Annotated in this window: 22 protein-coding genes; 11 read left to right on the top strand and 11 right to left on the bottom strand. The window is 56.1% G+C overall.

The window, feature by feature from the left end; genetic code table 11:
* Positions 1-2: 2 nt before the first annotated feature.
* From O1722_RS07575 to O1722_RS07595, 5 genes are all read right to left on the bottom strand, one after another.
* Positions 3-1,556, bottom strand: coding sequence for a cyclic di-GMP phosphodiesterase (locus O1722_RS07575; protein ID WP_033487356.1), 1,554 nt, complete (start codon positions 1,554-1,556; stop codon positions 3-5).
* A 127-nt stretch (positions 1,557-1,683) separates the two neighbouring features.
* On the bottom strand, positions 1,684-2,253 hold the full coding sequence (gene mepS, locus O1722_RS07580; protein ID WP_003859364.1) for a bifunctional murein DD-endopeptidase/murein LD-carboxypeptidase: 570 nt from the start codon (positions 2,251-2,253) through the stop codon (positions 1,684-1,686).
* Between the two features lie 415 nt (positions 2,254-2,668).
* Positions 2,669-3,382 carry a phosphatase PAP2 family protein gene (locus O1722_RS07585; RefSeq protein WP_017693036.1) on the bottom strand — a complete coding sequence of 238 codons (714 nt, stop codon included), beginning with the start codon at positions 3,380-3,382 and terminating at the stop codon, positions 2,669-2,671.
* Between the two features lie 33 nt (positions 3,383-3,415).
* On the bottom strand, positions 3,416-4,402 hold the full coding sequence (locus tag O1722_RS07590) for a CobW family GTP-binding protein (protein WP_017383393.1): 987 nt from the start codon (positions 4,400-4,402) through the stop codon (positions 3,416-3,418).
* A gap of 123 nt (positions 4,403-4,525) precedes the next feature.
* On the bottom strand, positions 4,526-5,992 hold the full coding sequence (locus O1722_RS07595; protein WP_033487354.1) for a mannitol dehydrogenase family protein: 1,467 nt from the start codon (positions 5,990-5,992) through the stop codon (positions 4,526-4,528).
* Positions 5,993-6,197: 205 nt separating this feature from the next.
* On the opposite strand from O1722_RS07595, the gene uxuA reads away from it, so the two are divergent.
* On the top strand, positions 6,198-7,388 hold the full coding sequence (gene uxuA, locus O1722_RS07600; RefSeq protein ID WP_033487353.1) for a mannonate dehydratase: 1,191 nt from the start codon (positions 6,198-6,200) through the stop codon (positions 7,386-7,388).
* A gap of 116 nt (positions 7,389-7,504) precedes the next feature.
* Here the strand turns inward: uxuA and yeiP are convergent, their stop codons facing one another.
* Positions 7,505-8,077: an elongation factor P-like protein YeiP gene (gene yeiP / locus O1722_RS07605; RefSeq protein WP_003859355.1), complete on the bottom strand. Its 573-nt coding sequence runs from the start codon at positions 8,075-8,077 to the stop codon at positions 7,505-7,507.
* Positions 8,078-8,241: 164 nt separating this feature from the next.
* Here yeiP and O1722_RS07610 point away from each other — a divergent pair, with 164 nt between their 5' ends.
* Positions 8,242-8,496 (top strand): YkgJ family cysteine cluster protein, encoded by a 255-nt coding sequence (locus O1722_RS07610; RefSeq protein WP_003859353.1) that lies wholly within the window; start codon positions 8,242-8,244, stop codon positions 8,494-8,496.
* Here the strand turns inward: O1722_RS07610 and setB are convergent.
* Positions 8,493-9,674 (bottom strand): sugar efflux transporter SetB, encoded by a 1,182-nt coding sequence (gene setB, locus O1722_RS07615; RefSeq protein WP_033487352.1) that lies wholly within the window; start codon positions 9,672-9,674, stop codon positions 8,493-8,495. The genes O1722_RS07610 and setB overlap by 4 nt on opposite strands.
* Positions 9,675-10,032: 358 nt before the next feature.
* On the opposite strand from setB, the gene fruB reads away from it, so the two are divergent.
* Genes fruB through fruA form a run of 3 tightly spaced genes read left to right on the top strand, consistent with a single transcriptional unit; the run spans position 10,033 to position 13,803 of the window.
* On the top strand, positions 10,033-11,163 hold the full coding sequence (fruB, locus tag O1722_RS07620) for a fused PTS fructose transporter subunit IIA/HPr protein (protein WP_017383390.1): 1,131 nt from the start codon (positions 10,033-10,035) through the stop codon (positions 11,161-11,163).
* Positions 11,163-12,101, top strand: coding sequence for a 1-phosphofructokinase (fruK, locus tag O1722_RS07625; RefSeq protein WP_006811313.1), 939 nt, complete (start codon positions 11,163-11,165; stop codon positions 12,099-12,101). The genes fruB and fruK overlap by 1 nt, the downstream gene beginning before the upstream one ends.
* A 16-nt stretch (positions 12,102-12,117) precedes the next feature.
* The gene (gene fruA / locus O1722_RS07630) at positions 12,118-13,803 is read left to right on the top strand and encodes a PTS fructose transporter subunit IIBC (RefSeq protein WP_033487351.1); all 1,686 of its coding nucleotides are present in this window, start codon (positions 12,118-12,120) and stop codon (positions 13,801-13,803) included.
* Between the two features lie 74 nt (positions 13,804-13,877).
* Here the strand turns inward: fruA and nfo are convergent, their stop codons facing one another.
* Both nfo and O1722_RS07640 read right to left on the bottom strand, forming a co-directional pair.
* Positions 13,878-14,735, bottom strand: coding sequence for a deoxyribonuclease IV (nfo, locus tag O1722_RS07635; RefSeq protein WP_017693043.1), 858 nt, complete (start codon positions 14,733-14,735; stop codon positions 13,878-13,880).
* Between the two features lie 64 nt (positions 14,736-14,799).
* Entirely contained in the window at positions 14,800-15,846 is a 1,047-nt protein-coding gene (locus O1722_RS07640; protein ID WP_479954487.1) for a YeiH family protein, read from the bottom strand.
* A gap of 97 nt (positions 15,847-15,943) precedes the next feature.
* On the opposite strand from O1722_RS07640, the gene yieE reads away from it, so the two are divergent.
* Positions 15,944-16,810, top strand: coding sequence for a DNA-binding transcriptional regulator YeiE (gene yieE, locus O1722_RS07645; RefSeq protein ID WP_003859337.1), 867 nt, complete (start codon positions 15,944-15,946; stop codon positions 16,808-16,810).
* A gap of 170 nt (positions 16,811-16,980) precedes the next feature.
* Entirely contained in the window at positions 16,981-18,450 is a 1,470-nt protein-coding gene (locus O1722_RS07650) for an amino acid permease (protein WP_006811308.1), read from the top strand.
* A gap of 54 nt (positions 18,451-18,504) precedes the next feature.
* On the opposite strand, the gene O1722_RS07655 is transcribed toward O1722_RS07650, so the two are convergent.
* Both O1722_RS07655 and fghA read right to left on the bottom strand, forming a co-directional pair.
* A complete protein-coding gene (locus tag O1722_RS07655) occupies positions 18,505-20,490 on the bottom strand; it encodes a ligand-gated channel protein (protein ID WP_015572315.1) in 1,986 nt (661 codons plus the stop codon).
* A 268-nt stretch (positions 20,491-20,758) separates the two neighbouring features.
* Positions 20,759-21,586: an S-formylglutathione hydrolase gene (fghA, locus tag O1722_RS07660; RefSeq protein WP_033487347.1), complete on the bottom strand. Its 828-nt coding sequence runs from the start codon at positions 21,584-21,586 to the stop codon at positions 20,759-20,761.
* Positions 21,587-21,723: 137 nt separating this feature from the next.
* On the opposite strand from fghA, the gene O1722_RS07665 reads away from it, so the two are divergent.
* The 4 genes from O1722_RS07665 to galS all read left to right on the top strand — a co-directional run bounded on the left by O1722_RS07665 (position 21,724) and on the right by galS (position 25,997).
* Positions 21,724-22,872 (top strand): YbfB/YjiJ family MFS transporter, encoded by a 1,149-nt coding sequence (locus tag O1722_RS07665; RefSeq protein ID WP_023295058.1) that lies wholly within the window; start codon positions 21,724-21,726, stop codon positions 22,870-22,872.
* A 102-nt stretch (positions 22,873-22,974) separates the two neighbouring features.
* Positions 22,975-23,643 carry a GTP cyclohydrolase I FolE gene (gene folE / locus O1722_RS07670; protein ID WP_015572317.1) on the top strand — a complete coding sequence of 223 codons (669 nt, stop codon included), beginning with the start codon at positions 22,975-22,977 and terminating at the stop codon, positions 23,641-23,643.
* An 18-nt stretch (positions 23,644-23,661) separates the two neighbouring features.
* Complete coding sequence (gene yeiB / locus O1722_RS07675; RefSeq protein WP_032648910.1) at positions 23,662-24,819, top strand: DUF418 domain-containing protein YeiB; 1,158 nt, start codon at positions 23,662-23,664, stop codon at positions 24,817-24,819.
* A gap of 155 nt (positions 24,820-24,974) precedes the next feature.
* Positions 24,975-25,997 carry an HTH-type transcriptional regulator GalS gene (gene galS / locus O1722_RS07680; RefSeq protein ID WP_003859324.1) on the top strand — a complete coding sequence of 341 codons (1,023 nt, stop codon included), beginning with the start codon at positions 24,975-24,977 and terminating at the stop codon, positions 25,995-25,997.
* The last annotated feature ends 184 nt before the right edge of the window (positions 25,998-26,181 follow it).

Raw genomic sequence — 26,181 nt, forward strand, 5'->3', positions numbered from 1 at the left:
AATTATTCCCCGAGCGTGATGTCGGGTTGCCACGTCCTGAACTGCTCCAGCGGCATTGGGCGGCCGATCCAGTAGCCCTGAAGATAGTTCACGCCATGCTCGCGCAGCCACGCCGCCTGCTCCGGCGTTTCAACACCCTCGGCAACGGTTAACATATTCAGGCGTTCTGCCAGCGTCAGCACCGCGTCAAGCACTGGCGAGGTGACGGTTTCAGTCCCGATGGCATTCACGAAGCCACGGTCAATTTTCAGGTAATCCATCGTGAAGCGTTCCAGATAGATCAGCGCGCTGTGGCCGGTGCCAAAATCATCGATGGCAATTTCAAAACCTTCTTCGTGCAGCCATTCGAACAGCTGATTAGCCTCGCGGTGGTTGATCATATCGCGCTCGGTTATTTCCAGCACAATCTGGAAGTGATCGGGTGGAAGGGCGGCGGCAAACGCGCGCATATCCTCTTTAAAGCTTTCCGCATGCAGATGCCCGGGCGCGATGTTGATCCCAAACTTGGCCCCAGGCGGGAGCACCGTTTGCAGGACAGGGGCATCGCGGATAATCAGGTCAAAAAGATGCAGCGTCAGCGGGACAATCAGCTTCTGCGCTTCAGCGAAATTAATAAAGGCATCCGGTGGAATTTCTCCCATCACCGGATGCTTCCAGCGCATCAGGACTTCCAGCCCGGTCATTTTGAGCGACTGCGCATCCACGACGGGTTGATAGACCACGTAAAACTGGTCGCGTTTGATGGCCGTTAGGATCTCTTTCCCCGGATTAAGACGGATAGTAAGAATATAGAAATTCAACAGGCCCGCCGCGATACCGCAGACCAGGCCGAAAAACAGGGCGTACAGCACATCATCGGTCGTCCAGGCTTCCGCATAAACATGGATGGTCAGAGGCACATTTTTCAGCGTGGCGGTACGGACCGGGATATCAGGCAAATCACGTGCAGGGACCAGCGTTCCGGAATGGGTTGATAACGCATAATCGCCAATAATGATGGAAATACCGGCAAACTCATCCTGTCTTGAGGTGTAGAGGAGATAAGGAGTCAGGTTAAGATTAACGGAGGTAAATACACCGCCGTCCTTCACCAGTGGGTTGCGATACCAGATGGCAATCGCGGGCTTGTCCGGCAGCATAGGAGTGCCCGGCAGGAGCGCCATATCAACCTGTTTATTGATGTGCAGTTCAGGAATAAGCGCTTCCAGAGGGACATTCATCGGGCCGGTGGCGGAAGAGCAGTAGGCGTTTTTATCCCTGACCAGCAAAAAGGCGCGCACGTTGATGCTAAAGGCCGCCCGGGAGGTCAGGGCGGCACTCACTTCCTCGCAGCTGTTCAGCGTGAGTGGCTGGAGCGTATCAATCGACATTTTGAGCTCATCGAAATAGCTCTCCATGTAGACGCTTAAATCGGTAATAAGGGTATCGAATCTGACGTCTCGCTTGTGATAACTCCAGTAAAACTGTAATGCTCCCAGGAGCAGGGCAGTGAATAACCCCGTAAGGAAACTGAGAAACAGAATCTTGCGGTTGCTGGAGAAGTAGCGGGTAAACATAGATGTCGTGATTCCTGAAATGCCGCTGGATAGTTATCAGTGTAACGGGCAAAAAAAAACACTGCCGGAGCAGTGCTTTTTTTATCGTATCGCCAGCCAAGGGATAACCAACGATACGACAGCAATATTAACTACGGCTCAGAACGCGGCGAGCTTCGTTGTAGCGCTTCTTCCAGTAAGGTTCGTTCATGCTGGAAATCGTCACACCACTGCTGGTGGAAGCATGGACAAACTGATCGTTACCGATATAGATGCCAACGTGTCGACCGGTTGAACCCGCTCTGAACAGGACTAAATCGCCCGTGCGCAGTTTAGTGCGCGAAATGGATTTGCCCATTTCCTGCTGTTCATAAGTAGAACGCGGAAGGTCTAACCCAAACTGTTCACGGAACGTACGCTGTACGAATGCGGAACAATCGATGCCTTTCTTGGTGCTGCCGCCCAGACGGTAACGCACGCCTTTCCAGTCAGCATACTGATCCATAATACGCGACTTAACGTCGAGATTACGTACCATATTTTCAAATTCATCCTGAGAGGCTTGCAGTGAAGAGGAATCTTCCATTCCCACAACACGCGTCTCAGGATGCATATTCTTCGCGGTGTTCGTCGTACTACATGCCGAAAGCAGAACCGCCACTGCAATCGCCGGGATCCCCCGCAAGATATATCTCAAGATTGGTTGAGATTTGACCATTTTGTTTGTTTTCCCTTGAAGTCCTTAACGAAAATATCGTTATAAAAATGCCAACCGTGACGAGACTAATAATCTGTTCACAATGAGACAATTCTTTATGGTGAAAACTGTGGCTCAACGCACAAAATTATTCACCATGATAATAATTATCTCAGTGGGGCAAAACGAGTTCGAGGTTAACCGATTGCACGGGGTATTGCGAGCAAAAAAGTCCGTTTTTTTATAAGAAAATGTGATACACAAAGTTACAGCGCGGAATTGCTCAAAATGCCGCCATTCATATCGGTAATCCCTGCAATTGCTTCATTTTTATCACGAATTGTATGACGGGGTGATGACAGCGTTGAATGACGCCGAAAAGAAGTGACGCAGGGATCGAAAACGATCCCTGATGAATGGTGTTAATTTTCGTTATTTATTTGTTTCCAGCTTGTTTAAATTTGCCAGGAAGATAGCGATCAAAAATGCCTATTATGCGATCGCTGAGTGGGGTCATCAGCACCCACGGTAAACCAATTAACACCGCCGTGAGGGAGCCTACGGCGATATCTGTCAGCCAGTGAGCGCCAATCATCACCCGCGGGAATGCAAATACCACCACAATAACCAGGGCGATGGTGAAGGCTTTTTTACCAAAATAGCGCAGCATGAAGCCTGCAAAAATCAGCAGCATCATACCGTGGTCGCCCGGGAAACTGTCCTTCGAGGCATCTTTGGTTGGAATATGAAGCAGCTCGCTGACGCGGTTAATATTCGGGAAAAAGAGCGAAGGACTGGCGCGTTTAACCGGCATCAGATGCTGCGCCAGCTGGTTAATAATCACGGCCGTCAGCAGCATCACCAGGCCGATAATCAGAATACGGCGACGACCCGTTTTGTCTTCCTTCAGCCAGAAGGAGAGCATCAGACAGCCCATTGCCAGCAGCGAACAGCCGTCAAACGCGCGGTTGTTGGTGATCGCCACCAGCCACAGGAAGGCTTCACTCTTCGCCAGCGCCTGGTTAAAGAAGTGGAACAGCCCGGAATCCAGCGGGAACCAGAAACCGTGATCCGCCGGGATATACCAGGAGAAAAAGATCGCCAGGCCGGCAGCGTTGAGCAATAAAATAGCAGGAAGTCGAGTCGTCATAGTCTTCAGCAATGTGTGAAATCAGGGGCAACGTTAGCCGCCCAAACTTAAACGAAGCTTCAACAGGCTTGACTGGAGGGCATTCCAGTCGGTATTAACCGCACTAATTAACTCTATCCGGCTGTCGGGTGGCGCGACGTTCTGGGTTTCAATAAAGAAATCCTCGCCCTGACGGTTAATGCGCACCAGACCATCCGGAGTGCGCATGATCCCTTTTACCCGCTCAACCGGCGCGAGTCTCGCCCATTCCAGTATACCAATGGTGTCGAAAACCGTATCGGCATCGAAGATCCACCCGCAGGCCTGATGCCCCTGGCCGCTGTTCAGGTTGCGACGCCAGCGCTGATGCTCCGGCAGGCTCAGTGCAGCCAGGCCTTGCTTCGCGCCGTGGCTATGCGAATGCTCAGCGCTGGCAGGCAGTTGCGTCTGGTTGAGGCGGGGAAGGTCGAGCAGGGCGCCATCAATGTTGCCCTGGGTCGTCTGCACATACTGACGTCCACCGCCAGCCTGCTGCCACCAGGACTGGAACGCGGCCTGACTCTCAGCCGTCGCGCGATCGGATTTATTCGCCACGATAATATCTGCCGAGGCGAGCTGGTCGCGGAAATTGTCATTATTGATCGCTTTTTCATCCAGCAGCTGGCGGGGGTCGAGCAGGCAAAGCGTCGCACGCAGCTCAAGCCACGGCTCGTATACCGGGGCGGTCAGTAAATCAAGGATTTGCTTAGGATGCCCCAGCCCGGTGGGCTCAATCAGCAGACGGTCCGGCTTGCCCTGACGCAGCAGCGTATTCAGCCCGACCTGCATCGGCAGACCATTCACGCAGCACATACACCCGCCCGGGATCTCTTTCACCATCGCGCCGCTGTCGGCGAGCAACGCGCCGTCGATCCCCACTTCGCCAAATTCGTTGACCAGCACGGCCCACTTTTCCGCCGGGTCTTTATTGGCCAGCAAATGCAGAATGGACGTAGTTTTACCGCTGCCGAGAAAACCGGTGATCAGGTTGGTTTTGGTCACGTGCGCTCCGATAAATAATTGTGATGTAGTAACAACTATCTATCATCCTGACGAAAAAATCGGGCATTGAGAAGAGGGAGGGCGAACGGAGCATAAAACCGTTCGCCTTAAACGCAATAATCGCTAAATTTTTAACGTTTCGATAACGGCCTGGCGCGCGCCGAGCCGGACGAGGCGCTGGTACGCGCTGGTGATTGCCTCGACAAAGACAGGGTTTTGCGGCAGGTCGTCGCCAAAGATTTCATTTAGCGTCAGCAGGGCGCTAACGCGTTCTGCGTCGCTGCTGGTAGCGACAATGGCCTGAAACTTGTCGCTCAGCGGATCGCGTACGTCAATGGCGTTGCCCTGTTCGTCCGTACCGCTGACGTAGCGCATCCAGCCCACCACCCCCAGCGCCAGTAATGGCCAGGCGGTGTTACGCTCAAGATGCATGCGGATCCCCTCCAGCATGCGCTGAGGCAGCTTCTGGCTGCCGTCCATGGCGATTTGCCATGTACGATGCTGTAGGGCCGGGTTGGCGAAGCGGTCAAGCAGGCTGTCAGCATAGGCTGTCAGATCAACGTTGGTGATGCGCAGCGTAGGGGCCTGCTCATTCAGCATCAGCCTGCGGGCAGCCTCGCGGAAACTGTCGTCCTGCATACATTCATTTATGTGCGCGTAGCCGGCAAGGTAGCCCAGATACGCGAGGAAGGAGTGGCTGCCGTTCAGCATCCGCAGCTTCATCTGCTCCCAGGGCAGGACATCCTCAACCATCTGTACGCCTGCCACCTCCCACTCCGGACGCCCGGCGACAAAGTTATCTTCCACTACCCACTGAATGAACGGTTCACAGCTGATGGCGCAGGGATCCTCAACGCCAAGTTCCTGGGTGATTTCCGCGAGTGAGGCGTCGGTGGCGGCGGGCACGATTCGGTCGACCATGGTACCAGGGAAGCTCACGTGCGCCTCGATCCATGCGGCCAGCTCTGCGGAACGCTTTCCGGCCATGCCGAGAACGGCATTTTTCACCACATGGCCGTTGTCGGGAATATTGTCGCAGGAGAGCACGGTAAACGCCGGCAGGCCCCGCTCGCGGCGGCGATGAAGGGCTTCAACCAGAATACCCGGCGCGGAATGCGGCTCAGACGGGTGCTCGAGATCGTGCAGGATGCGGCTGTTCCGCATATCCAGTTTTCCCGTCGCCGGATCGATACAGTAGCCTTTTTCGGTAATGGTGAGGGAGACAATTGCCACCTGCGGTTCGCAGAATTTCTCAATAATGGCTGCCAGCGAGTCGAGTTTGGCGTTCAGGCACTCTTTTACCGCACCGATAATAATGGGCTGATTGCCTTCGGCACCTTTCTCCAGCACGGTAAACAGATGATCCTGCGCCCGGAGCTGGCCCATAAGGACATCGCCGCTAAAGAGGCTAATCTCACAAATTCCCCAGTCGCCTCCTTTGGCATTCAGTACCCGGTTTGTTAACAACGCCTGATGCGCCCGGTGGAACGCGCCAAAACCGAAATGGACGATGCGGGAGCGTAACTGCTCGCGATCGTAGCGGGGCTGCTGGACATGAGCAGGAAGCGCGGTGGAGGCAATAGTCTTCATGTAATACACACCTGATTAACCATTAATTAACAATGCCAGTGTAAAGTTATATGACAACAAATTAAATTGGTAAGCCGTAAATATCCCTGTTATGTGAGTTTGATCAATCAATGCCGCGTGCTGTATTGACCACTTCGATTAAAAATGTATGGTAGTCGTCATTGAGGTAACACATATTGGTATAACAACTTGAGAGGGTGGGGCAATGGAACAAACCTGGCGTTGGTACGGGCCGAACGATCCGGTTTCTCTTGATGATGTGCGTCAGGCTGGCGCAACGGGTGTGGTCACGGCGCTGCATCATATTCCGAACGGTCAGGTGTGGCCGGTGGAGGAAATCCAAAAGCGTCAGGCTCAGCTGGCAGAGAAGGGGTTAACCTGGTCTGTTGTGGAAAGTATTCCGGTTCACGAAGATATCAAAACCCACTCCGGTGAGTGTGATATCTGGATTGCGAATTATCAGCAGAGCATTCGTAACCTGGCAGCCTGTGGTATTGATACCGTCTGCTACAACTTTATGCCGATCCTGGACTGGACGCGTACCGACCTGGAATATGAAATGGCCGATGGTTCGAAGGCGCTGCGTTTCGATCAAATCGCTTTTGCGGCTTTCGAACTGCACATTCTGAAGCGTCCGGGGGCGGAAGCAGACTACACCGCCGAAGAGCAGCAGCAGGCGCTGGCGTGGTTCAATGCCGCCGGTGAAGCGGACATTGAGAAGCTGGTTCGCAATATCATCGCGGGCCTGCCGGGGGCGGAAGAGGGTTATACCCTCGATCAGTTCCGCGCGCGCCTGGCGGAATATGGCGATATCGATAAAAACCAGCTGCGTGAAAACATGGCGCACTTCCTGCGCGCTATTGTGCCGGTGGCAGAAGAAGTCGGCGTGCGGCTGGCGGTTCATCCTGACGATCCACCGCGCCCTATCCTCGGCCTGCCGCGTATCGTGTCTACGATTGAAGATATGCAGTGGCTGAAAGAGACGGTGGACAGCATCTACAACGGCTTTACCATGTGTACGGGCTCGTATGGCGTGCGGGCGGATAACGATCTGGTGCGGATGATCGAAACCTTCGGCGATCGCATTCATTTCACCCACCTGCGTGCAACCTGCCGTGAAGAGAACCCGAAAACCTTCCACGAAGCAGCCCATCTTGGCGGCGACGTGAACATGGTTGCGGTGGTGGATGCCATTCTCTCTGAAGAGGTACGTCGTAAGCAGGCGGGGGATGTGCGTCCAATCCCGTTCCGTCCGGATCACGGGCACCAGATGCTGGACGATCTGCGCAAGAAAACGAATCCAGGGTATTCGGCGATTGGCCGTCTGAAAGGGATGGCGGAAGTGCGCGGTATCGAGCTGGCGCTGAAAATGACGAAGTATCCTGAACTTCTTTAAGCCTGATCGCCCGGTGGCGCTACGCTTACCGGGCCTACGAAAAACCGGCTCTGAGGCCGGTTTTTGTGTTTTTGTAGGCCGGGTAAGGCGCAGCCGCCACCCGGCAAACGCCGCAATCAGTCAGCACGACCCATATAGCGTTTTTCTTCGATATGGATACGGATTTTCTCGCCCGCTGACAGGTATTCTGGCACCTGTACGACCAGACCGGTAGTCAGGGTAGCCGGTTTGTTACGCGCACTTGCAGACGCGCCTTTGATGCCCGGCGCCGTTTCAACGATTTCCAGATCAACGGTCTGAGGCAGCTCCAGCGCCAGCAGCACGCCATCCCAGGTCAGCACCTGCATGTCCGGCATCCCACCTTCAGGAATAAAAAGCAGCTCTTCTTCGATCTGATCTTTGGTGAAGATATACGGGGTGTAATCTTCTTTATCCATGAACACGTATTCGTTGCCGTCGATGTAGGAGAAATCAACGTAGCGACGGGTGAGGGTCACGGTATCGACGATATCGTCGCCTTTAAAACGTTCTTCCACTTTCAGGCCGGTGCGGACATCGGAGAAACGCATTTTGTACAGCGTTGCTGCGCCACGGGCGCTGGGTGCCTGAATATCGATATCTTTCACAATCAGCAGTTTGCCGTTGTAATTCAGTACCATACCTTTCTTAATTTCGTTCGCTCTTGGCATTGCAGTAATCCTGTTTACGGGAGGTAAAAAATATCGCGCCAAATTACTCGCGCGCGGCCTTTCAGGCAAGCGGAATTCGTGGGTTTTGCTATCAATACATAAAAGGTGTTACTGTGCGCGCAATGCCCGACTGCGCGGGCATCTGCCACCAACAGAGAGCATGTATGGATTGTCGTTCCGACTGTGGCGCGTGCTGTACCGCACCGTCCATCTCAAGCCCCATTCCAGGCATGCCGGAGGGCAAGCCTGCCAATACCCGCTGCGTTCAGCTCTCTGACACTAACCTGTGCATGATCTTTGGCTCGCCCCTGCGCCCGAAGGTGTGCTCCGGGCTCCAGCCAACCGCCGAAATGTGCGGCAGTACGCGCCAGCAGGCCATCACTTATCTGCTTGAGCTGGAAGCGCTCACCGCGCCTTAAACGTCTTTGATTCGCGTCAGGCAGCTCAGCGTCAGGACGCACATCACCAGCGCAATCCAGAACACCGTATGATAGTTCCAGATTTCAGCCACAACGCCCGCCAGTGAGCCTGCAATAATCCAGCCCACGCGGGTGGTATTAGTATAAAGGGTGGTGGCAGAGCCTGCCTGACCCGGCATCAGATCCTGGAAGTAGAGCATGCCGATACCGGCCAGGATACCGATGTAAATGGCGTTCAGCAGCTGTAAAGCAAGAAGCAGGGCTGGCGTATGAACCGTCAGCATACCGACATAAAACAGCAGCCCGGCTACGGCGGCGACGCGCATCAAAAAGCGCTTGCCGAAGCGCTTCGCGTAATAGCCCGCAATCAGCATGGTGGGGATCTCAAGCCCCGCGGCGGTTCCCATCATGATCCCGGCCAGCTTCTCCGGCAGATGCAACTCATCAATAATAAACAGCGGCATATTAATGATATAGAGGCTGTTGGTTCCCCACATTAGCGTACAGATAATGAATAACAGCAGCGCGTCGCGCCGGTTACGTCGCGGAGCTTCCAGCGTACCGGTCGCCACTTTCGGCTCTTTGCGCATGGAGGGCAGAAAGAACCAGACCATTGCGCCGCATACCACGAAGGCCACGGCTGCGCTGAGGTACATCACCGTAAAGCCAAAACCCATCGCCAGCGCGTAGGCGAGCGGGGGGCCAATCACCCACGCCAGCGACACCTGCGCGCGCAGTATCGAGCTGAACATCACCGCTTCTCGCCCGGTGCGGTCGGCATGCTCGCGGGCAAGGGCGAACATCTGCGGGTTGGCGGTCGAGCCGAAACTGCTCAGGAAGACGCCCACGAACAGCAGAATGAAGTAGTTACGGTTCCAGGCAAACAGCAGGCAGGCAAACACCCCGAGCAGGCAGCAAAAAACGATCAGGCTTTTGCGATCGCCTTTGCGGTCTGAACGCCCGGCTAGAAACTGGCTGACGAAAATGCCGATGATGGCGCTCCCGGTGAAGAAGAAGCCAACCATCGCCGGGCGGGCATGAACTTCGTTGGTCAGAAACAGGCTCAGCGTAGGCGTTTGTAACGCACCGGCAATACCGGTGAGAAAAGCAACGATCAAAAACGCCGTTGACGTCAAATCAAAAGGCTTTGGTGAGGCGGCAGCGGAGGTGTTATGCATGTTCAGTCTTTGCGAGTAACAGAGAGAGGCGGAGTTTACGCCGCCTGTCATTAAATAAACAGAGGGCAAAATCAAGATTGCCACAATAAATCAAAATAGCATTTCAGTTTATCGCCGTTTCGCTGAAGCGTGCTGAACCTGTTTGCTGAACATCAGCAAAAACCTCCCGACTGAAGAAGAAATGTGCTGCACTTCTAAATTCTGCAACAAGAAATGTAACTTTTCTTGCAACCTTTTGTAGAAAAGACAAGACTTCTTGAAACGTTTCAGCGCTATCTTGCCTGTCCTGAAGAAGCAGGTTAGCGCCTGGTTTCTCAGTTAAGCTGAAACGATTCAATTTCAGCAGGAGAGGAGAATCATGTTCCAGTTATCTGTTCAGGATATTCACCCGGGCGAACAGGCCGGGAATAAAGAAGAGGCTATTCGCCAGGTCGCCGCTGCGCTCGTGCAGGCTGGCAACGTGGCTGACGGCTACGTCAACGGCATGCTGGCGCGTGAACAGCAGACCTCCACCTTCCTCGGTAACGGTATTGCAATTCCGCACGGCACCACGGACACCCGCGATCAGGTGCTGAAAACCGGCGTGCAGGTCTTCCAGTTCCCGCAGGGCGTGCTGTGGGGCGAGGGTCAGGTGGCTTACGTGGCGATTGGCATCGCGGCCAGCGGTGACGAACACCTGGGCCTGCTGCGTCAGCTGACGCACGTGCTGAGTGATGATGCCGTCGCGGAACAGCTTAAATCCGCCACCACTGCTGAAGAGCTGCGTGCCCTGCTGATGGGCGAAAAACAGAGCGAAGCGCTGAAGCTGGATAATGAAACCCTGACGCTGGACGTCGTTGCGTCCGATTTGCTGACGCTCCAGGCGCTGAACGCGGCCCGCCTGAAAGAAGTGGGAGCGGCAGATACCACTTTTGTGACGTGCGCCATCAATGATAAGCCATTAAACCTGGGTCAGGGCATCTGGCTGAACGACAGTGCTGAAGGCAACCTGCGTAGCGCTATCGCGGTCAGCCGTGCTGCGGTTGCCTTTGAGACAGACGGCGAACGCGCCGCGATGCTGGTAACGGTCGCCATGGCGGACGATCAGCCGGTATCCGTGCTGAAGCGTCTGGGCGAACTGCTGCTGAACAATAAAGCTGAAAAACTGCTGAACGCAGACGCGGCGACGGTGCTGGCCCTGCTGACCAGCGACGATGCGCTGACGGATGACCTGCTGAGCGCAGAGTACGTGGTGCGTAACGAACACGGCCTGCATGCCCGTCCGGGCACCATGCTGGTGAATACCATTAAACAATTTGCAAGTGAGATCACCGTGACCAATCTGGACGGTTCGGGTAAACCAGCCAACGGGCGCAGCCTGATGAAAGTTGTCGCGCTGGGCGTGAAGAAAGGCCATCGTCTGCGCTTTACCGCGCAGGGTGCGGATGCTGAACAGGCGCTGAAAGCGATTGGCGACGCCATCGCGGCCGGTCTGGGGGAGGGCGCATAATGAGCAGACGTGTTGCGACCATTACGCTGAACCCGGCTTACGATCTGGTGGGCTTCTGCCCGGAAATTGAGCGTGGCGAAGTCAACCTGGTGCGGACGACCGGCCTGCATGCCGCAGGAAAAGGGATTAACGTGGCGAAGGTGCTGAAAGATCTCGGCATCGACGTCACCGTAGGCGGCTTCCTCGGTAAAGACAACCAGGATGGTTTTCAGCAGTTGTTCAGTGAACTGGGCATCGCTAACCGTTTTCAGGTTGTGCAGGGCCGTACCCGCATCAACGTTAAGCTGACCGAGAAAGACGGTGAAGTGACCGATCTGAACTTCTCCGGCTTCGAAGTGACCCCGGCTGACTGGGAGCGCTTTGTTGCCGATTCCCTGAGCTGGCTGGGCCAGTTTGACATGGTGTGCGTCAGCGGCAGTCTGCCGTCCGGCGTCAGCCCGGAAGCGTTCACCGACTGGATGACGCGCCTGCGCAGCCAGTGCCCGTGCATTATTTTCGACAGCAGCCGCGACGCGCTGGTCGCCGGTCTGAAAGCCTCGCCATGGCTGGTTAAGCCTAACCGCCGCGAACTGGAGATCTGGGCGGGCCGTAAGCTGCCAGAATTAAAGGATGTGATTGACGCTGCCCATGCGCTGCGCGAGCAGGGTATCGCTCACGTGGTGATTTCGCTGGGTGCAGAAGGTGCCCTGTGGGTGAACGCCTCCGGGGAATGGATTGCCAAACCGCCTTCAATGGAGGTGGTCAGCACCGTGGGTGCCGGGGATTCGATGGTTGGCGGCCTGATCTACGGTCTGCTGATGCGCGAATCCAGTGAACATACCTTACGTCTTGCTACCGCCGTTGCGGCCCTGGCCGTGAGCCAGAGCAATGTCGGTATTACCGATCGTACCCAGTTAGCCGCGATGATGGCGCGCGTTGACTTAAAACCTTTTAACTAACAGCAGGAGAGGAATAATGAAAACGCTGCTGATCATTGACTCCGGTCTCGGACAGGCTCGTGCCTATATGGCGAAGACCCTGCTGGGCGCGGCGGCACAAAAAGCGCACCTGGATATCATTGATAACCCGGGTGATGCTGAAATGGCGATTGTTCTGGGCGACAAAATCCCCGCGGACAGCGCCCTGAACGGTAAAAAAGTGTGGCTAGGTGATATTAATCGCGCGGTGGCACATCCTGAACTGTTTCTGAGCGAAGCAAAAGGTCATGCGACGGTTTACAGCGCACCTGTTGAGGCGGCGCCGGTTGCCGCCGCTGGGCCGAAACGCATTGTTGCGGTAACGGCCTGCCCGACAGGTGTGGCGCACACCTTTATGGCGGCTGAAGCCATTGAAACCGAAGCGAAAAAACGTGGCTGGTGGGTGAAGGTTGAAACCCGCGGCTCTGTTGGTGCGGGCAATGCCATCACGCCGGAAGAGGTGGCGGAAGCCGATCTGGTGATTGTGGCGGCGGATATCGAAGTGGATCTGGCGAAGTTTGCCGGCAAGCCGATGTACCGTACCTCTACCGGCCTGGCGCTGAAGAAGACCGCGCAGGAGTTTGATAAGGCGCTGGCAGAAGCCAAACCGTATCAGGCAACCAGTGCGGCTAAAACTGCGACCGAAGGGAAAAAAGAGTCTGCGGGCGCGTATCGTCACCTGCTGACCGGCGTGTCCTACATGCTGCCGATGGTGGTGGCGGGCGGCCTGTGTATTGCGCTCTCCTTCGCCTTTGGTATCGAGGCGTTTAAAGAGCCGGGCACACTGGCGGCCGCGTTGATGCAGATTGGCGGCGGCTCCGCGTTTGCGTTGATGGTGCCGGTGCTGGCGGGCTTTATCGCCTTCTCCATTGCTGACCGTCCGGGTCTGACGCCGGGTCTTATCGGCGGTATGCTCGCCGTGAGCACCGGTTCTGGCTTTATCGGCGGTATCATTGCCGGTTTCCTCGCCGGTTATGTGGCGAAGCTGATCAGCTCGAAGCTGAAGCTACCGCAGAGTATGGAGGCGCTGAAACCTATCCTGATCATTCCGCTGATTTCCAGCCTGGTGGTCGGTCTGGCGATGATTTACCTGATTGGTAAGCCGGTCGCGGGCATTCTGGAAGGTCTGACCCACTGGCTGCAAACCATGGGGACGGCGAACGCGGTGCTGCTGGGCGCAATCCTCGGCGGTATGATGTGTACCGACATGGGTGGTCCGGTGAACAAAGCGGCATATGCGTTTGGCGTTGGCCTGCTGAGTACCCAGACCTACGCGCCGATGGCGGCGATCATGGCGGCCGGTATGGTGCCTCCGCTGGCGCTCGGTCTGGCGACGATTATTGCCCGCCGTAAGTTCGATAAAGCGCAGCAGGAAGGCGGTAAAGCGGCGCTGGTGCTGGGCCTGTGCTTCATCACCGAAGGCGCAATCCCGTTTGCGGCACGCGATCCAATGCGTGTTCTGCCGTGCTGTATCATGGGTGGTGCGGTGACGGGGGCTATCTCCATGGCGGTAGGTGCGAAACTGATGGCGCCGCACGGCGGTCTGTTCGTCCTGCTCATCCCTGGCGCCATCACGCCGGTGCTGGGTTATCTGCTGGCCATTGTTGCCGGTACGCTGGTGGCAGGCCTGTCTTACGCGGTGCTGAAGCGCCCGGAAGCGGAAGTGGTCGCAAAAGCAGCCTAAAAGAGGTGTCGGGTGGCGGCTTCGCCTTACCCGACCTACAAAAAAAGCCGGGTGCGTAAGCAGCCCGGCTTTTTTTATGCCGCCTGTTCAGCGGTTTGCTGCGCCTTCAGCCAGGCAATCTCTTCCGCCCAGATATCCGGGTTAATGGTTTCGAGCACCATCGGAATACCGTCGAAGCGGGCGTCCTGCATGATAAAGCGGAACGCATCATGGCCGATGTTGCCTTCGCCCAGGCTGTGGTGGCGGTCAACGCGGCTGCCGAACGCGCTTTTCGCATCGTTTAAGTGCATACCGCGAAGGTATTTAAAACCGACAATACGCTCGAACTCCTCGAAGGTATTTTTCGTGGCCTCGGTTGTGCGCAGGTCATAGCCGGCGGCAAAGGCGTGACAGGTATCGATGCACACCCCCACGCGGGATTTATCTTCCACGCCGTCGATGATCGCCGCCAGATGCTCAAACTTAAAGCCGAGGTTGCTGCCCTGACCGGCGGTATTCTCAATCACCGCCGTCACGCCCTGGGTTTTATCCAGCGTCATGTTGATGGACTCGGCGATGCGCGCCAGACAGGCGTCTTCGTCAATCTGCATCAGATGGCTGCCGGGATGGAAGTTCAGCAGCGTCAGCCCCAGCTGTTCACAGCGCTGAACCTCATCCAGGAACGCTTCGCGGGATTTTTCCAGCGCCTCGGCAACCGGGTGACCGAGGTTAATGAGGTAGCTGTCATGGGGGAGGATTTGGCCAGGCCCATAGTGGTATTTCTCACAGGCGGCTTTGAAATCATCAATCACTTCAGCGGTGAGCGCTGCGGCGCGCCACTGGCGCTGGTTTTTGGTGAACAGGGCGAAAGCGGTCGCCTCGATTTCGGCGGCGCGAATGGCGGCATTCGCAAGGCCACCGGCAGCGCTGACGTGCGCTCCAACATATTTCATAAAAAGACTCCTGTTAACCCGAAATGCCTATGATAGCGGGTTAACAGGAGAAGGACGAGATGGTTTATGCCAACAGGCTGTGTACCGCAAGGTTAATCGCACCACCGCCAACGATTAGCCAGATGAACAGCACCAGCGCCATCAGCAGCGGTTTCGCGCCGGCTTTTTTCAGCGCGCTGACGTGTGTGGTGACGCCCAGCGCCGCCATCGCCATCGCCAGCAGGACCGTATCCAGCGTCACCAGCATATCCACCATCGCTTTTGGCAGCAGGTGGAAAGAGTTGAAGACAGCGACCAAGATGAACAGGATCGCAAACCACGGAATGGTGATTTTGCTTTTCTCGCTGCCGCCTGCCGGAGCAAGCTGTTTAACCCGCGCCGCGAGGAAAATCAGGAACGGGGCCAGCATCATCACGCGCAGCATTTTGGCGATGACCGCCGCGTTTTCCGCTTCCGGGTTAATGGCGTGACCTGCCGCCACCACCTGCGCCACTTCGTGCATGGTTGAGCCGATATAAATGCCGTAGGTTTCCGGACTAAACCAGTGCGCCACCAGCGGATACATGGCCGGATACAGGAAGATCGCCAGCGTACCGAAGATAACTACCGTCGCGACGGCAACCGTGACTTTACTGGCTTCGGCTTTAACGACGGGTTCTGTTGCCAGTACCGCCGCCGCGCCGCAGATGCTGCTACCCGCACCGATCAGCCAGCTGGTCTGTTTGTCCAGCCCAAAGATCTTCTGGCCGATAAAGCACGCCAGTAAAAAGGTGCTCGAAAGGGTCAGGACGTCAATGGCAATCCCGCTGACACCGACATCCGCAATCTGCGAAAAGGTGAGACGGAAGCCATAAAGGATGATCCCGAGACGTAATAAATGCTGCTTGGCGAAAAGCACGCCGCCGTCGCAGGATTTCCATATGTGTGGATAAACGGTGTTCCCGACCACCATGCCAAGCAGAATGGCCAGCGTCAGGGCGCTGAACCCTGCGCCGGCAACCGCCGGTATACTCCCGCCCCATAAAGCCACGCCGGTAACCACGGCGCTGAGCGCGAGACCCGGCACGAAGTGCCACACTGTACGATGATGTTGTAAGGTGATTTCTGACATAACCTTCTCCTTTGTCTGGCTAAAGGTTACGGCGCTCTGGCTTAAAAATAAAATTGATTATATATTTATAATCAATCTTTATAAGTGGTAAGCAACCATGCACATTACATTGCGTCAGCTGGAAGTTTTTGCCGAGGTGCTGAAAAGCGGCTCGACAACCCAGGCGTCACAAATGCTGGCGCTCTCGCAGTCCGCCGTTAGCGCGGCCTTGACCGATCTTGAAGGGCAACTGGGCGTTCAGCTTTTCGACAGGGTAGGAAAGCGGCTGGTGGTGAACGAACATGGCCGCCTGCTGTACCCGCGTGCCCTGGCCTTGCTGGAGCAGGCAACGGAGATCGAACAGCTGTTCCGCGAGGACAACGGCGCTATTCGCGTCTACGCCAGCAGCACGATCGGTAACTACATCCTGCCGGAAGTGATTGCCCGCTACCGCCGGGATTTTCCGACCCTGCCGCTGGAAATGAGCGTCGGCAACAGCCAGGACGTGATCAACGCGGTGATCGATTTCCGCGTGGACATCGGGCTTATCGAAGGGCCGTGCCACAACGTGGATATCATTGCGGAACCCTGGCTGGAGGATGAGCTGGTGGTGTTTGCCTCCCCGGCCTCTTCTTTACTCCAGGGCGAGGTGACGCTGGAGCGTCTGGCGCAGGCGCAGTGGATCCTGCGAGAGCAGGGCTCCGGCACGCGTGAGATTGTCGATTATCTGCTGCTGTCCCATCTGCCGCAGTTCCAGTTAGGGATGGAGTTAGGTAACTCCGAGGCGATTAAGCATGCGGTGCGTCATGGCCTGGGCATTAGCTGTCTTTCCCGACGGGTGATTGCCGAACAGCTGGAGACCGGCTCTCTGGTTGAGATCCCCGTTCCGCTGCCGAAGCTGGTGCGCACGCTGTGGTGCATCCATCATCGTCAGAAACACCTTTCCAGTTCGCTCCAGCGTTTTCTGCGTTACTGCGAGATGTAAAAGCTCCCCTCACCCTGGCCCTCTCCCCAAAGGGGAGAGGGAAAAATTATGCTTTACTTATAATCCTGGCCGAGTCATGAAGCTCTCTTATAACTGAGCATTTCTGCCGGAAGCAACGCAGATCGTCTGCTACAATCGCGCCTCATTTATTGAATGGACAGCATTTTCACATGGTTTCAGAAACTAAAACCACAGAAGCGCCCGCGCTACGTCGCGCACTTAAGGCGCGTCACCTGACGATGATCGCCATTGGCGGCTCCATCGGTACGGGTCTTTTCGTTGCCTCTGGCGCAACAATTTCGGCAGCCGGCCCGGGTGGGGCACTATTCTCTTATATCCTGATTGGCCTGATGGTCTACTTCCTGATGACCAGCCTGGGTGAACTGGCGGCATACATGCCGGTGTCTGGTTCCTTTTCGACCTACGGACAAAAATACGTTGAGGAAGGCTTCGGCTTCGCGCTGGGCTGGAACTACTGGTACAACTGGGCGGTGACCATCGCCGTTGACCTCGTCGCCGCACAGCTGGTGATGACCTGGTGGTTCCCGGACACGCCAGGCTGGATCTGGAGCGCCCTGTTCCTGGCGGTCATCTTCCTGCTGAACTACATCTCCGTGCGCGGCTTTGGCGAAGCGGAATACTGGTTCTCTTTGATTAAAGTGGCAACCGTCATCATCTTTATCGTCGTCGGTGTGGCGATGATCGTTGGTATTTTCAAAGGGGCTGAACCGGCGGGCTGGAGTAACTGGACTATAGGCGATGCGCCGTTTGCCGGGGGCTTCTCGGCGATGATTGGCGTGGCGATGATTGTCGGCTTCTCCTTCCAGGGTACCGAGCTGATTGGTATCGCGGCCGGTGAATCCGAAAACCCGGAGAAGAACATTCCGCGCGCGGTGCGTCAGGTGTTCTGGCGTATCCTGCTGTTCTATGTGTTCGCGATCCTGATTATCAGCCTGATCATTCCGTATACCGACCCAAGCCTGCTGCGTAATGATGTGAAAGACATCAGCGTCAGCCCGTTCACGCTAGTCTTCCAGCACGCGGGTCTGCTCTCTGCCGCGGCGGTGATGAACGCGGTGATCCTGACGGCGGTACTGTCTGCGGGTAACTCCGGGATGTACGCCTCCACCCGCATGCTCTACACCCTGGCCTGCGACGGTAAAGCGCCGCGTATTTTCTCGAAACTGTCTCGCGGTGGCGTGCCGCGCAACGCGCTGTATGCGACCACGGTGATTGCGGGTCTCTGTTTCCTGACCTCCATGTTCGGCAATCAGACGGTCTACCTGTGGCTGCTTAACACCTCTGGTATGACGGGCTTCATTGCCTGGCTGGGCATTGCCATCAGCCACTACCGTTTCCGTCGCGGGTACGTCAAGCAGGGTCATGATCTGAATAATCTGCCGTACCGGTCAGGGTTCTTCCCGCTGGGGCCGATCTTCGCCTTCGTTCTGTGCCTGATTATTACCCTGGGTCAGAACTATGAGGCCTTCCTTGCGGACACCATTGACTGGGGCGCCGTCACGGCCACCTATATTGGCATTCCGCTGTTCCTGATCATCTGGTTTGGCTACAAACTGACGAAAGGAACACGCTTCGTTCGCTACAGTGAAATGGATTTCCCGGAACGATTTAAACAATAACCGCATTTCCTCTCTTTTAGCCCGCTCAGTTGAGCGGGCTTTTTTATGGGCAGATCAGAAGCTGTAGGTCATGCCGACGGTATAGCGACGGCCATCCAGCACGGTGTCATACGTATCGTAATCAATCTGCTTATCGAGCACGTTATACACACCGGCAGTAACCAGCAGGTTTTTGTTGGCGTTGTAGCGCATACCGACATCAACCTGAGTGTAGGACGGCGTACCCTGGGACATTGACGTGCGGCTCAGGTACTCAGACGTTTTACCGCGCAGGTTCAGACGGCTCCAGAATCCGACATCTGGCGTCGCCTGCCAGTCCAGGGTAGTGTTGAACATGTGTTTCGGCATTTTGTTCAGTGGCTTGCCGGAGAACTGGCCGCTCTTCTGCTCGGACTCCGTATAGGTGTAGTTTGCAGTCCAGTTCACATCGCGCGTGATTTTCCACCCGAAGGAGGACTCCACACCGCGCATGTTGGCTTTGTCCACGTTGACGCGATCGCTGACGAAATCATAGCTGTGATCGCCAATCGTACAGGCGGGATCGGCGCTGCTGTTACAGCGGCGAACTTCCGTAATCTTGTCCTTGAAGTCGGTATTAAACAGCGTTACGCCGGCATTCAGGTTATCGTTGTTATCCCAGAGCAGGGCGAGCTCTTCGCTCAGACTCTTCTCTGGTTTCAGATCCGGGTTGCCAACGATGATACCGTCAAGACGGCCGCCACCCGTTACCTGGCCCCAGCTGGCAGACGACTGACGCAGATCCGGCGCACGATAGCCAGCCGAAACCCCGCCTTTTAACGTCCACTGATCGGCCAGGTGCCATACGCCGTAACCGCGCGGCGTCCAGTTAGTACCGTAGTTTTGGTCTTTGTCCATACGCAGGCCGCCGGTCAACGTAAAGCTTTCCGTCATTGCCCATTCATCTTCGGCAAACAGGGCCCAGCTCCAGCGCGTCAGTTTGTTCAGGCCGTCAGCAGCTTCCAGCTGATTACCCTTGTCGCGCAGTTTCTCATAACGATACTGCCCGCCGAGGGTCAACGTATGATCGCCGAGGAAAATCTGGTTCTGGTTGTTGAAGGTGGTGTTATAGGAGCGCATTTTGCGACCTGGATTATTGGTCTCTTCCTGCTGGATATAGCTGGTGGTATTGAAGTCGTCGTAATACCCGCTGTGCGTTAAGGAGTAGGTCGTGTGCTCATAGCGCGAGTCGCTTTTGGTATTTGGCGTACAGGTTGTTCCCCGGCAGGTTTCAGCCGCTTTCGACATCCCCGGGGTGCTGTTTCTGTCCTGAAGCTCGCGAGCAAAGTCGAGGTCGAAATCGTTCTTCTCGTCCGGCGTGAAGTTCAGCGTAATGCCACCGTTACGCATTTTCTGCTCGTTATAGCCGTTCACGATTTTATCTTCTGCGCGGCGTGACAACAGCCCCGTCACTTTTGCGCCCAGCAGTCCGTCGATCAGGGGACCAGAAGCGTAGGCGTTGGTCTGGAAGATATCGCCGGAATCATTGTTTTCCTGGAAGGTCGCATCGCCATGCAACGAACCGGTCCAGGCTTTAGTGTTCGAGACTTTTTTGGTAATGACGTTAATTACGCCACCCATAGCATCGGAGCCGTAAAGCGAGGACATCGGGCCGCGGATGACCTCGATGCGCTCAATGGACTCCAGCGGCGGCAGCCAGCCTTGTTCAATACCCGAGTTGTCGCTGTTGGGGCGAGTGCTTCGCGTACTGACGCGTTTGCCGTTCACCAGGAACAGGGTGTACTGAGAGGCCATGCCGCGAATACTGATATCACTGCTGCTCCCGCCGCCAGTGACGACAACGCCCGGGACGTCTCTCAGGGCATCGGTAACATCACGGTAGGCTTTATCTTCAATCTGCTGTTTTGAAATCACAGAGATGGAGGCGGGGGCATTCTGGATCTTTTGTTCAAAACCCGTCGCGGTGACGACAACGGTGTCCTGATCGGCTGCGTGAACGAAGGGGGAACATGTGGCAGCGCCAATGGCGACGGCCAGGAGCTTAATGCGCGGTATTGTCATTTGTACATTCCGTATAAAAATGAATAAAACTCCATCGGGATAACCCTGAGAACTGTATGTTTTTGTCTTGTAAGAACTCTTTGAGATGGAGAAGAGCCTCGAATTGTACAAAAGAATGTAGAATTGTAAACACAAATGATAATTGAAATCATTTGTGTTTGGGGGTCGGCAACAGAAATCAGGCTGGATTCAAGCGGATAGAAGTATGTAAAGAGGGGGAGGGGAAAGACCCGGTAGGCAGGAGGCGCTACCGGGCAAAAGGCGGAACTTACCTGAACAGATGCTCCGCATGGAAGCGGAGATGATCCTCAATAAAGGACGCCATGAAGTAATAGCTGTGGTCGTATCCCGGCTGAATGCGCAGAGTTAGCGGCCAGTCCTTCTGGCGCGCGGCTTCCGCCAGCACCGCAGGCTGTAGTTGTCCGGCGAGGAACTGATCCGCATCGCCCTGATCGATAAGCATTGGGATCGCATTCACCGAATCGCTCGCCAGCATCAACGCGCAGCTGTCCCATTCCTGCCATTTTTCTGCTTCTTCACCCAGATAGTGCGTAAAGGCTTTTTGCCCCCACGGCACCTGCGTTGGGTTCACAATCGGCGCAAATGCGGACACGCTGGTGTATTTCCCCGGATTTTTCAGCGCCATTATCAGCGCCCCGTGGCCCCCCATCGAATGTCCGCTTATCGCGCAGCGCTCGCTGACCGCGAACTGAGAGTGCACCAGGGCAGGCAGTTCATCGCGAATGTAGTCATACATGCGGTAATGGCTCGCCCACGGTTGTTCCGTGGCGTTGAGATAGAACCCGGCGCCTTTACCCAAATCGTATCCGGCATCGTCGGCCACGTCATCGCCACGCGGGCTGGTATCTGGCATCACCAGCGCTATGCCCAGTTCGGCGGCAATACGCTGGGCACCCGCTTTGGTGGTGAAGTTTTCGTCGTTGCAGGTCAGGCCTGAAAGCCAGTACAGCACCGGTGGATTGTCCGCAGGGGGCAGGAAAATGCTGAACGTCATAGCACAATTCAGCGTGGTGGAGTCGTGCCGCCAGCGCTGCTGTCGACCTTCAAAACAACGATGCTCTTCGAGCAGTTCCATGCAGGGCTCCTTAAAGGTAAGACGATTCATAAAACGCATAATACAGAGTTTTCATTGACCTGTGAGCAACTTTCACTTTCGCAGGACGGCGAGATGTTGCATCATAAATTTACTTTTCTTTAACAATTGGAGCGATCATGGCGCTGCGTATCGCGCTCAGCGGATTTGTGGTTCTGGTCGTGGCGATGGGGATAGGGCGCTTCGCCTTCACGCCTCAGGTGCCGCTGATGATAGCCGCCGGGCAACTCACGCTTACCAGCGCGGGGCTGGTGGCGGCAATGAACTATATGGGCTATCTGGTGGGGGCATGGGATGCCATGCGCGCCCATCGCTTCGTTGAAACGCGTCTCTGGCTTGGCATCACCGGTGCGGTGGCGCTAACGCTGCTCTCCGCGGCGGCAGATAATGCCGTTGTTCACGGTCTGCTGCGCTTTGTGATCGGCTGCATGAGCGGCTGGTCGATGGTGCTGATTGCCGCCTGGACCAACGAGCGGCTGGGGCAGCTGGGCAAACCGGGACTCAGTGCGGCCGTCTTTGCCGGACCCGGGGCCGGCATCGCCCTGAGCGGCCTGCTGGCGGTCTATATTCAGGCGAAATCCTTGTCCGCCGGGGCGGCATGGCAAATCTACGGCGTACTGGCGCTGGTGCTGATTGTGCTGGTGGCGCGCTACCTGCCGCGGTCCGGGCAGCTCCATCGGCCCGGTACCGCGCCTGAACCGCTGCTGCTGACCGCAGATCTCAAGCGTCTGGTCTGGAGCTACAGCCTGGCAGGGTTCGGCTATATCCTCCCGGCGACCTTTTTATCGCAAATGGCGGCGGTGCGTTTTCCTGGCAGCCTGTTTGCCCAGTTTGTCTGGCCGATATTTGGCGCCGCCTCGGTGGTGGGAATTGCGCTCAGCATTGCCCTGCGGCATACATCAAGCGCTAACCGCAGGCTGGCGATTGTTCTGTGGTTACAGGGGATTGGCGTGCTGGCGGCCTGGCTGCTGCCGGGCATAGGCGGCTTGTTGACGGGTGGGCTGCTGGTGGGCGGCGGGTTCCTCTGCGCCGTGCAGCTCTCTCTTTTGTACGGTCGCGAGCTGGCGCCAGACCACACGCGTTATATGGCGGGACTGCTCACCACCGGGTATGCCATTGGTCAGCTGGTGGGTCCGGTCACGTCGGCACTGTCGACCTGGCTCACGCATCGGCTGGAACCTGCGCTGGGGCTGGCGGGGATCGCGCTGTTCGTTGGCGGAGCGTTAGTCTGGAACCGTCAGGCTGAAAGGCAACAGCAATTGCAATAATTATCGTCGTGAATACTGGATTATGTGCGTCGCCTCACGCACAATGAGCGCACACTTTTGCCACAACGAGGGCAAAAGACGCCACACCTGCAGGAGAAAAGAATGTCATCACTCAGTAAAGAAGCAGCCCTTGTCCATGAAGCGCTGGTTGCGCGCGGTCTTGAAACGCCATTGCGCCCGCCCGTGCAGGAGCTGGACAATGATACCCGCAAGAGTCTGATCGCCGGCCATATGACGGAGATCATGCAACTGCTGAATCTCGATCTGAGCGACGACAGCCTGATGGAGACGCCGCACCGCATCGCGAAGATGTACGTCGACGAAATTTTCTCCGGCCTGGATTACGCGAACTTCCCGAAAATCACCGTCATTGAAAATAAGATGAAGGTCGATGAGATGGTGACGGTACGCGATATCACGCTGACCAGCACCTGCGAGCATCACTTTGTGACCATCGATGGTAAAGCGACGGTGGCCTATATTCCAAAAGATACGGTCATTGGCCTGTCCAAGATCAACCGCATCGTGCAGTTCTTTGCCCAGCGTCCGCAGGTGCAGGAGCGTCTGACGCAGCAGATCCTGACCGCACTGCAAACTCTGTTGGGTACTAACAACGTGGCGGTGTCTATCGACGCGGTGCACTACTGCGTGAAAGCGCGCGGCGTGCGTGATGCAACCAGCGCAACCACCACCACTTCGCTGGGTGGCCTGTTCAAATCGAGCCAGAACACCCGCCAGGAGTTCCTGCGCGCCGTGCGTCACCACAACTAATCAGACAGGGCAGGGACCATGGAGCGAAACGTCACGCTCGATTTTGTTCGCGGCGTCGCCATTCTCGGTATCCTGCTGCTGAATATCAGCGCCTTCGGTCTGCCGAAGGCCGCTTATCTGAATCCTGCGTGGTATGGCGACATCACGCGCAGCGACGCCTGGACGTGGGCAATCCTCGATCTCTTTGCACAGGTTAAATTCCTGACCCTCTTTGCGCTTCTGTTTGGCGCGGGACTTCAGCTTCTCCTCAAACGCGGTACGCGCTGGATCCAGTCGCGTTTAACGCTGCTGGTTATCCTCGGTTTTATTCACGGGCTGCTGTTCTGGGACGGCGATATTCTGCTCGCGTATGGTCTGGTGGGGCTGATTTGCTGGCGGCTGATCCGCGACGCGCCCGGAGTGAAAAGCCTGTTTAATACCGGCGTGATGCTCTATGTCATGGGACTGGCCGTGTTATTGCTGCTTGGCATGATTGCCGATGCTTCCACCAGTCGTTCATGGATCCCGGATGCGGCCAACCTGCAATATGAGCAGTTCTGGAAGCTGAAAGGCGGCATGGAAGCGATAGGCAACCGGGCCGATATGCTCGGCGATAATCTGCTGGCGCTGGGCGCGCAATACGGCTGGCAACTGGCGGGGATGATGCTGATGGGCGCAGCCCTGATGCGCACCGGCTGGCTGAAAGGGGAATTTAGCCTGCGACACTATCGTCGTACGGGAGCAGGGCTGGTGCTGCTCGGCGTGATCATCAACCTCCCGGCGGTGATGATGCAGTGGCATCTTCAGTGGGATTACCGCTGGTGTGCATTCCTGTTGCAGGTGCCGCGCGAACTGAGCGCGCCGTTCCAGACTATTGGCTATGCGGCGCTGATCTACGGCTTCTGGCTCCAGCTTTCCCGCCTGTGGATCGTCAGTGCGGTGGCCTGCGTTGGGCGGATGGCGTTAAGCAATTACATCCTGCAAACGCTGATATGCACCACGCTTTTCTACCGATTCGGCCTGTTTATGAAATTCGACCGCCTGACGCTGCTGGCGTTTGTTATTCCGGTCTGGATTGTTAACGTGGTGTTTTCGGTTGTCTGGCTGCGTTTTTTCCGCCAGGGCCCGCTGGAATGGGCATGGCGACGGTTAACCGCCCGTGCTTCGGGCGTGTCATTGCGTAATACATCCAGATAACGATCTGGATCACAATCATTAACAAAACGGATGTAAGCGTTTTCATCTGTGTGAGCTTCTTCACGTAGTCTCCTCTCTCTCGCTGCCAGAATAGCCACCTTGCTAAACACAGGGGGTGTCTGTGAGTTGCTGCAATCCTTTAAAGGGTGGTGAATATGATCACCATTCGTGACGTCGCCCGCCAGGCGGGTGTTTCTGTTGCTACTGTCTCCCGCGTGCTGAACAACAGTGCGCTGGTCAGCCCTGAAACGCGTGAAACCGTAATGAAAGCCGTGACCCAACTGGGGTACCGGCCAAACGCTAATGCCCAGGCGCTGGCGACGCAGGTCAGCGATACCATTGGCGTAGTGGTGATGGACGTGTCTGACGCCTTCTTCGGCGCGCTGGTCAAAGCGGTGGACGTCGTTGCCCAGCAGCACCAGAAATATGTGTTGATTGGCAACAGCTATCACGAGGCTGAAAAAGAGCGTTATGCCATTGAGGTACTGATCCGCCAGCGCTGTAACGCCCTGATTGTGCACTCTAAAGCCCTGAGCGATGAAGAGCTGGCCGGGTTTATGGAGCAAATCCCCGGCATGGTGCTTATCAATCGTATCGTCCCCGGCTACGCGCACCGCTGCGTCGGTCTGGATAACATCAGCGGCGCGATGATGGCGACGCGGATGCTCATCAGCAACGGCCATCAGCGCATTGGTTATCTGGCCTCCAGCCACGGTATTGAAGACGACATGATGCGCCGCGAGGGCTGGCAAAACGCCCTGAAAGAGCAGGGCATTGCGCCGCTGGAAAGCTGGGTAGGTACCGGTTCGCCGGACATGCAGGGCGGTGAAGCGGCAATGGTGGAACTGCTGGGGCGTAATCTTCAGCTGACGGCCGTGTTTGCCTATAACGACAGCATGGCGGCAGGTGCGCTTACCGCGCTGAAAGACAACGGCATTGCGGTGCCACAGCATTTATCGCTGATCGGCTTTGACGATATCCCGATTGCCCGTTACACCGATCCGCAGCTGACAACGGTGCGTTACCCCATTGCGTCGATGGCGAAACTGGCGACAGAGCTGGCGTTACAGGGGGCGGCAGGGCTGTTAGATCCTGACGCAACGCATTGTTTTATGCCGACTTTAGTACGCCGCCATTCGGTCGCTATCCGACAAACTGTGGCTCCGATCACTAACTGATAACATCACGTGATGTAACCGTTTTCAATCTGTGAGTAAATTCACAGTATCTTAACAAGCCGCTGTCTATGATGTCAGCGTTTTAGGGGCTGAAACACAATGTAACGGTGATTATTCACTTTTACCGTTACCAGCATGCCTCAAACAACGAATAAAACGCATTTCTGGAGCGTTACCGAACACG

It is taken from the genome of Enterobacter cloacae complex sp. HYC003_NIDB, assembly GCF_056673375.1.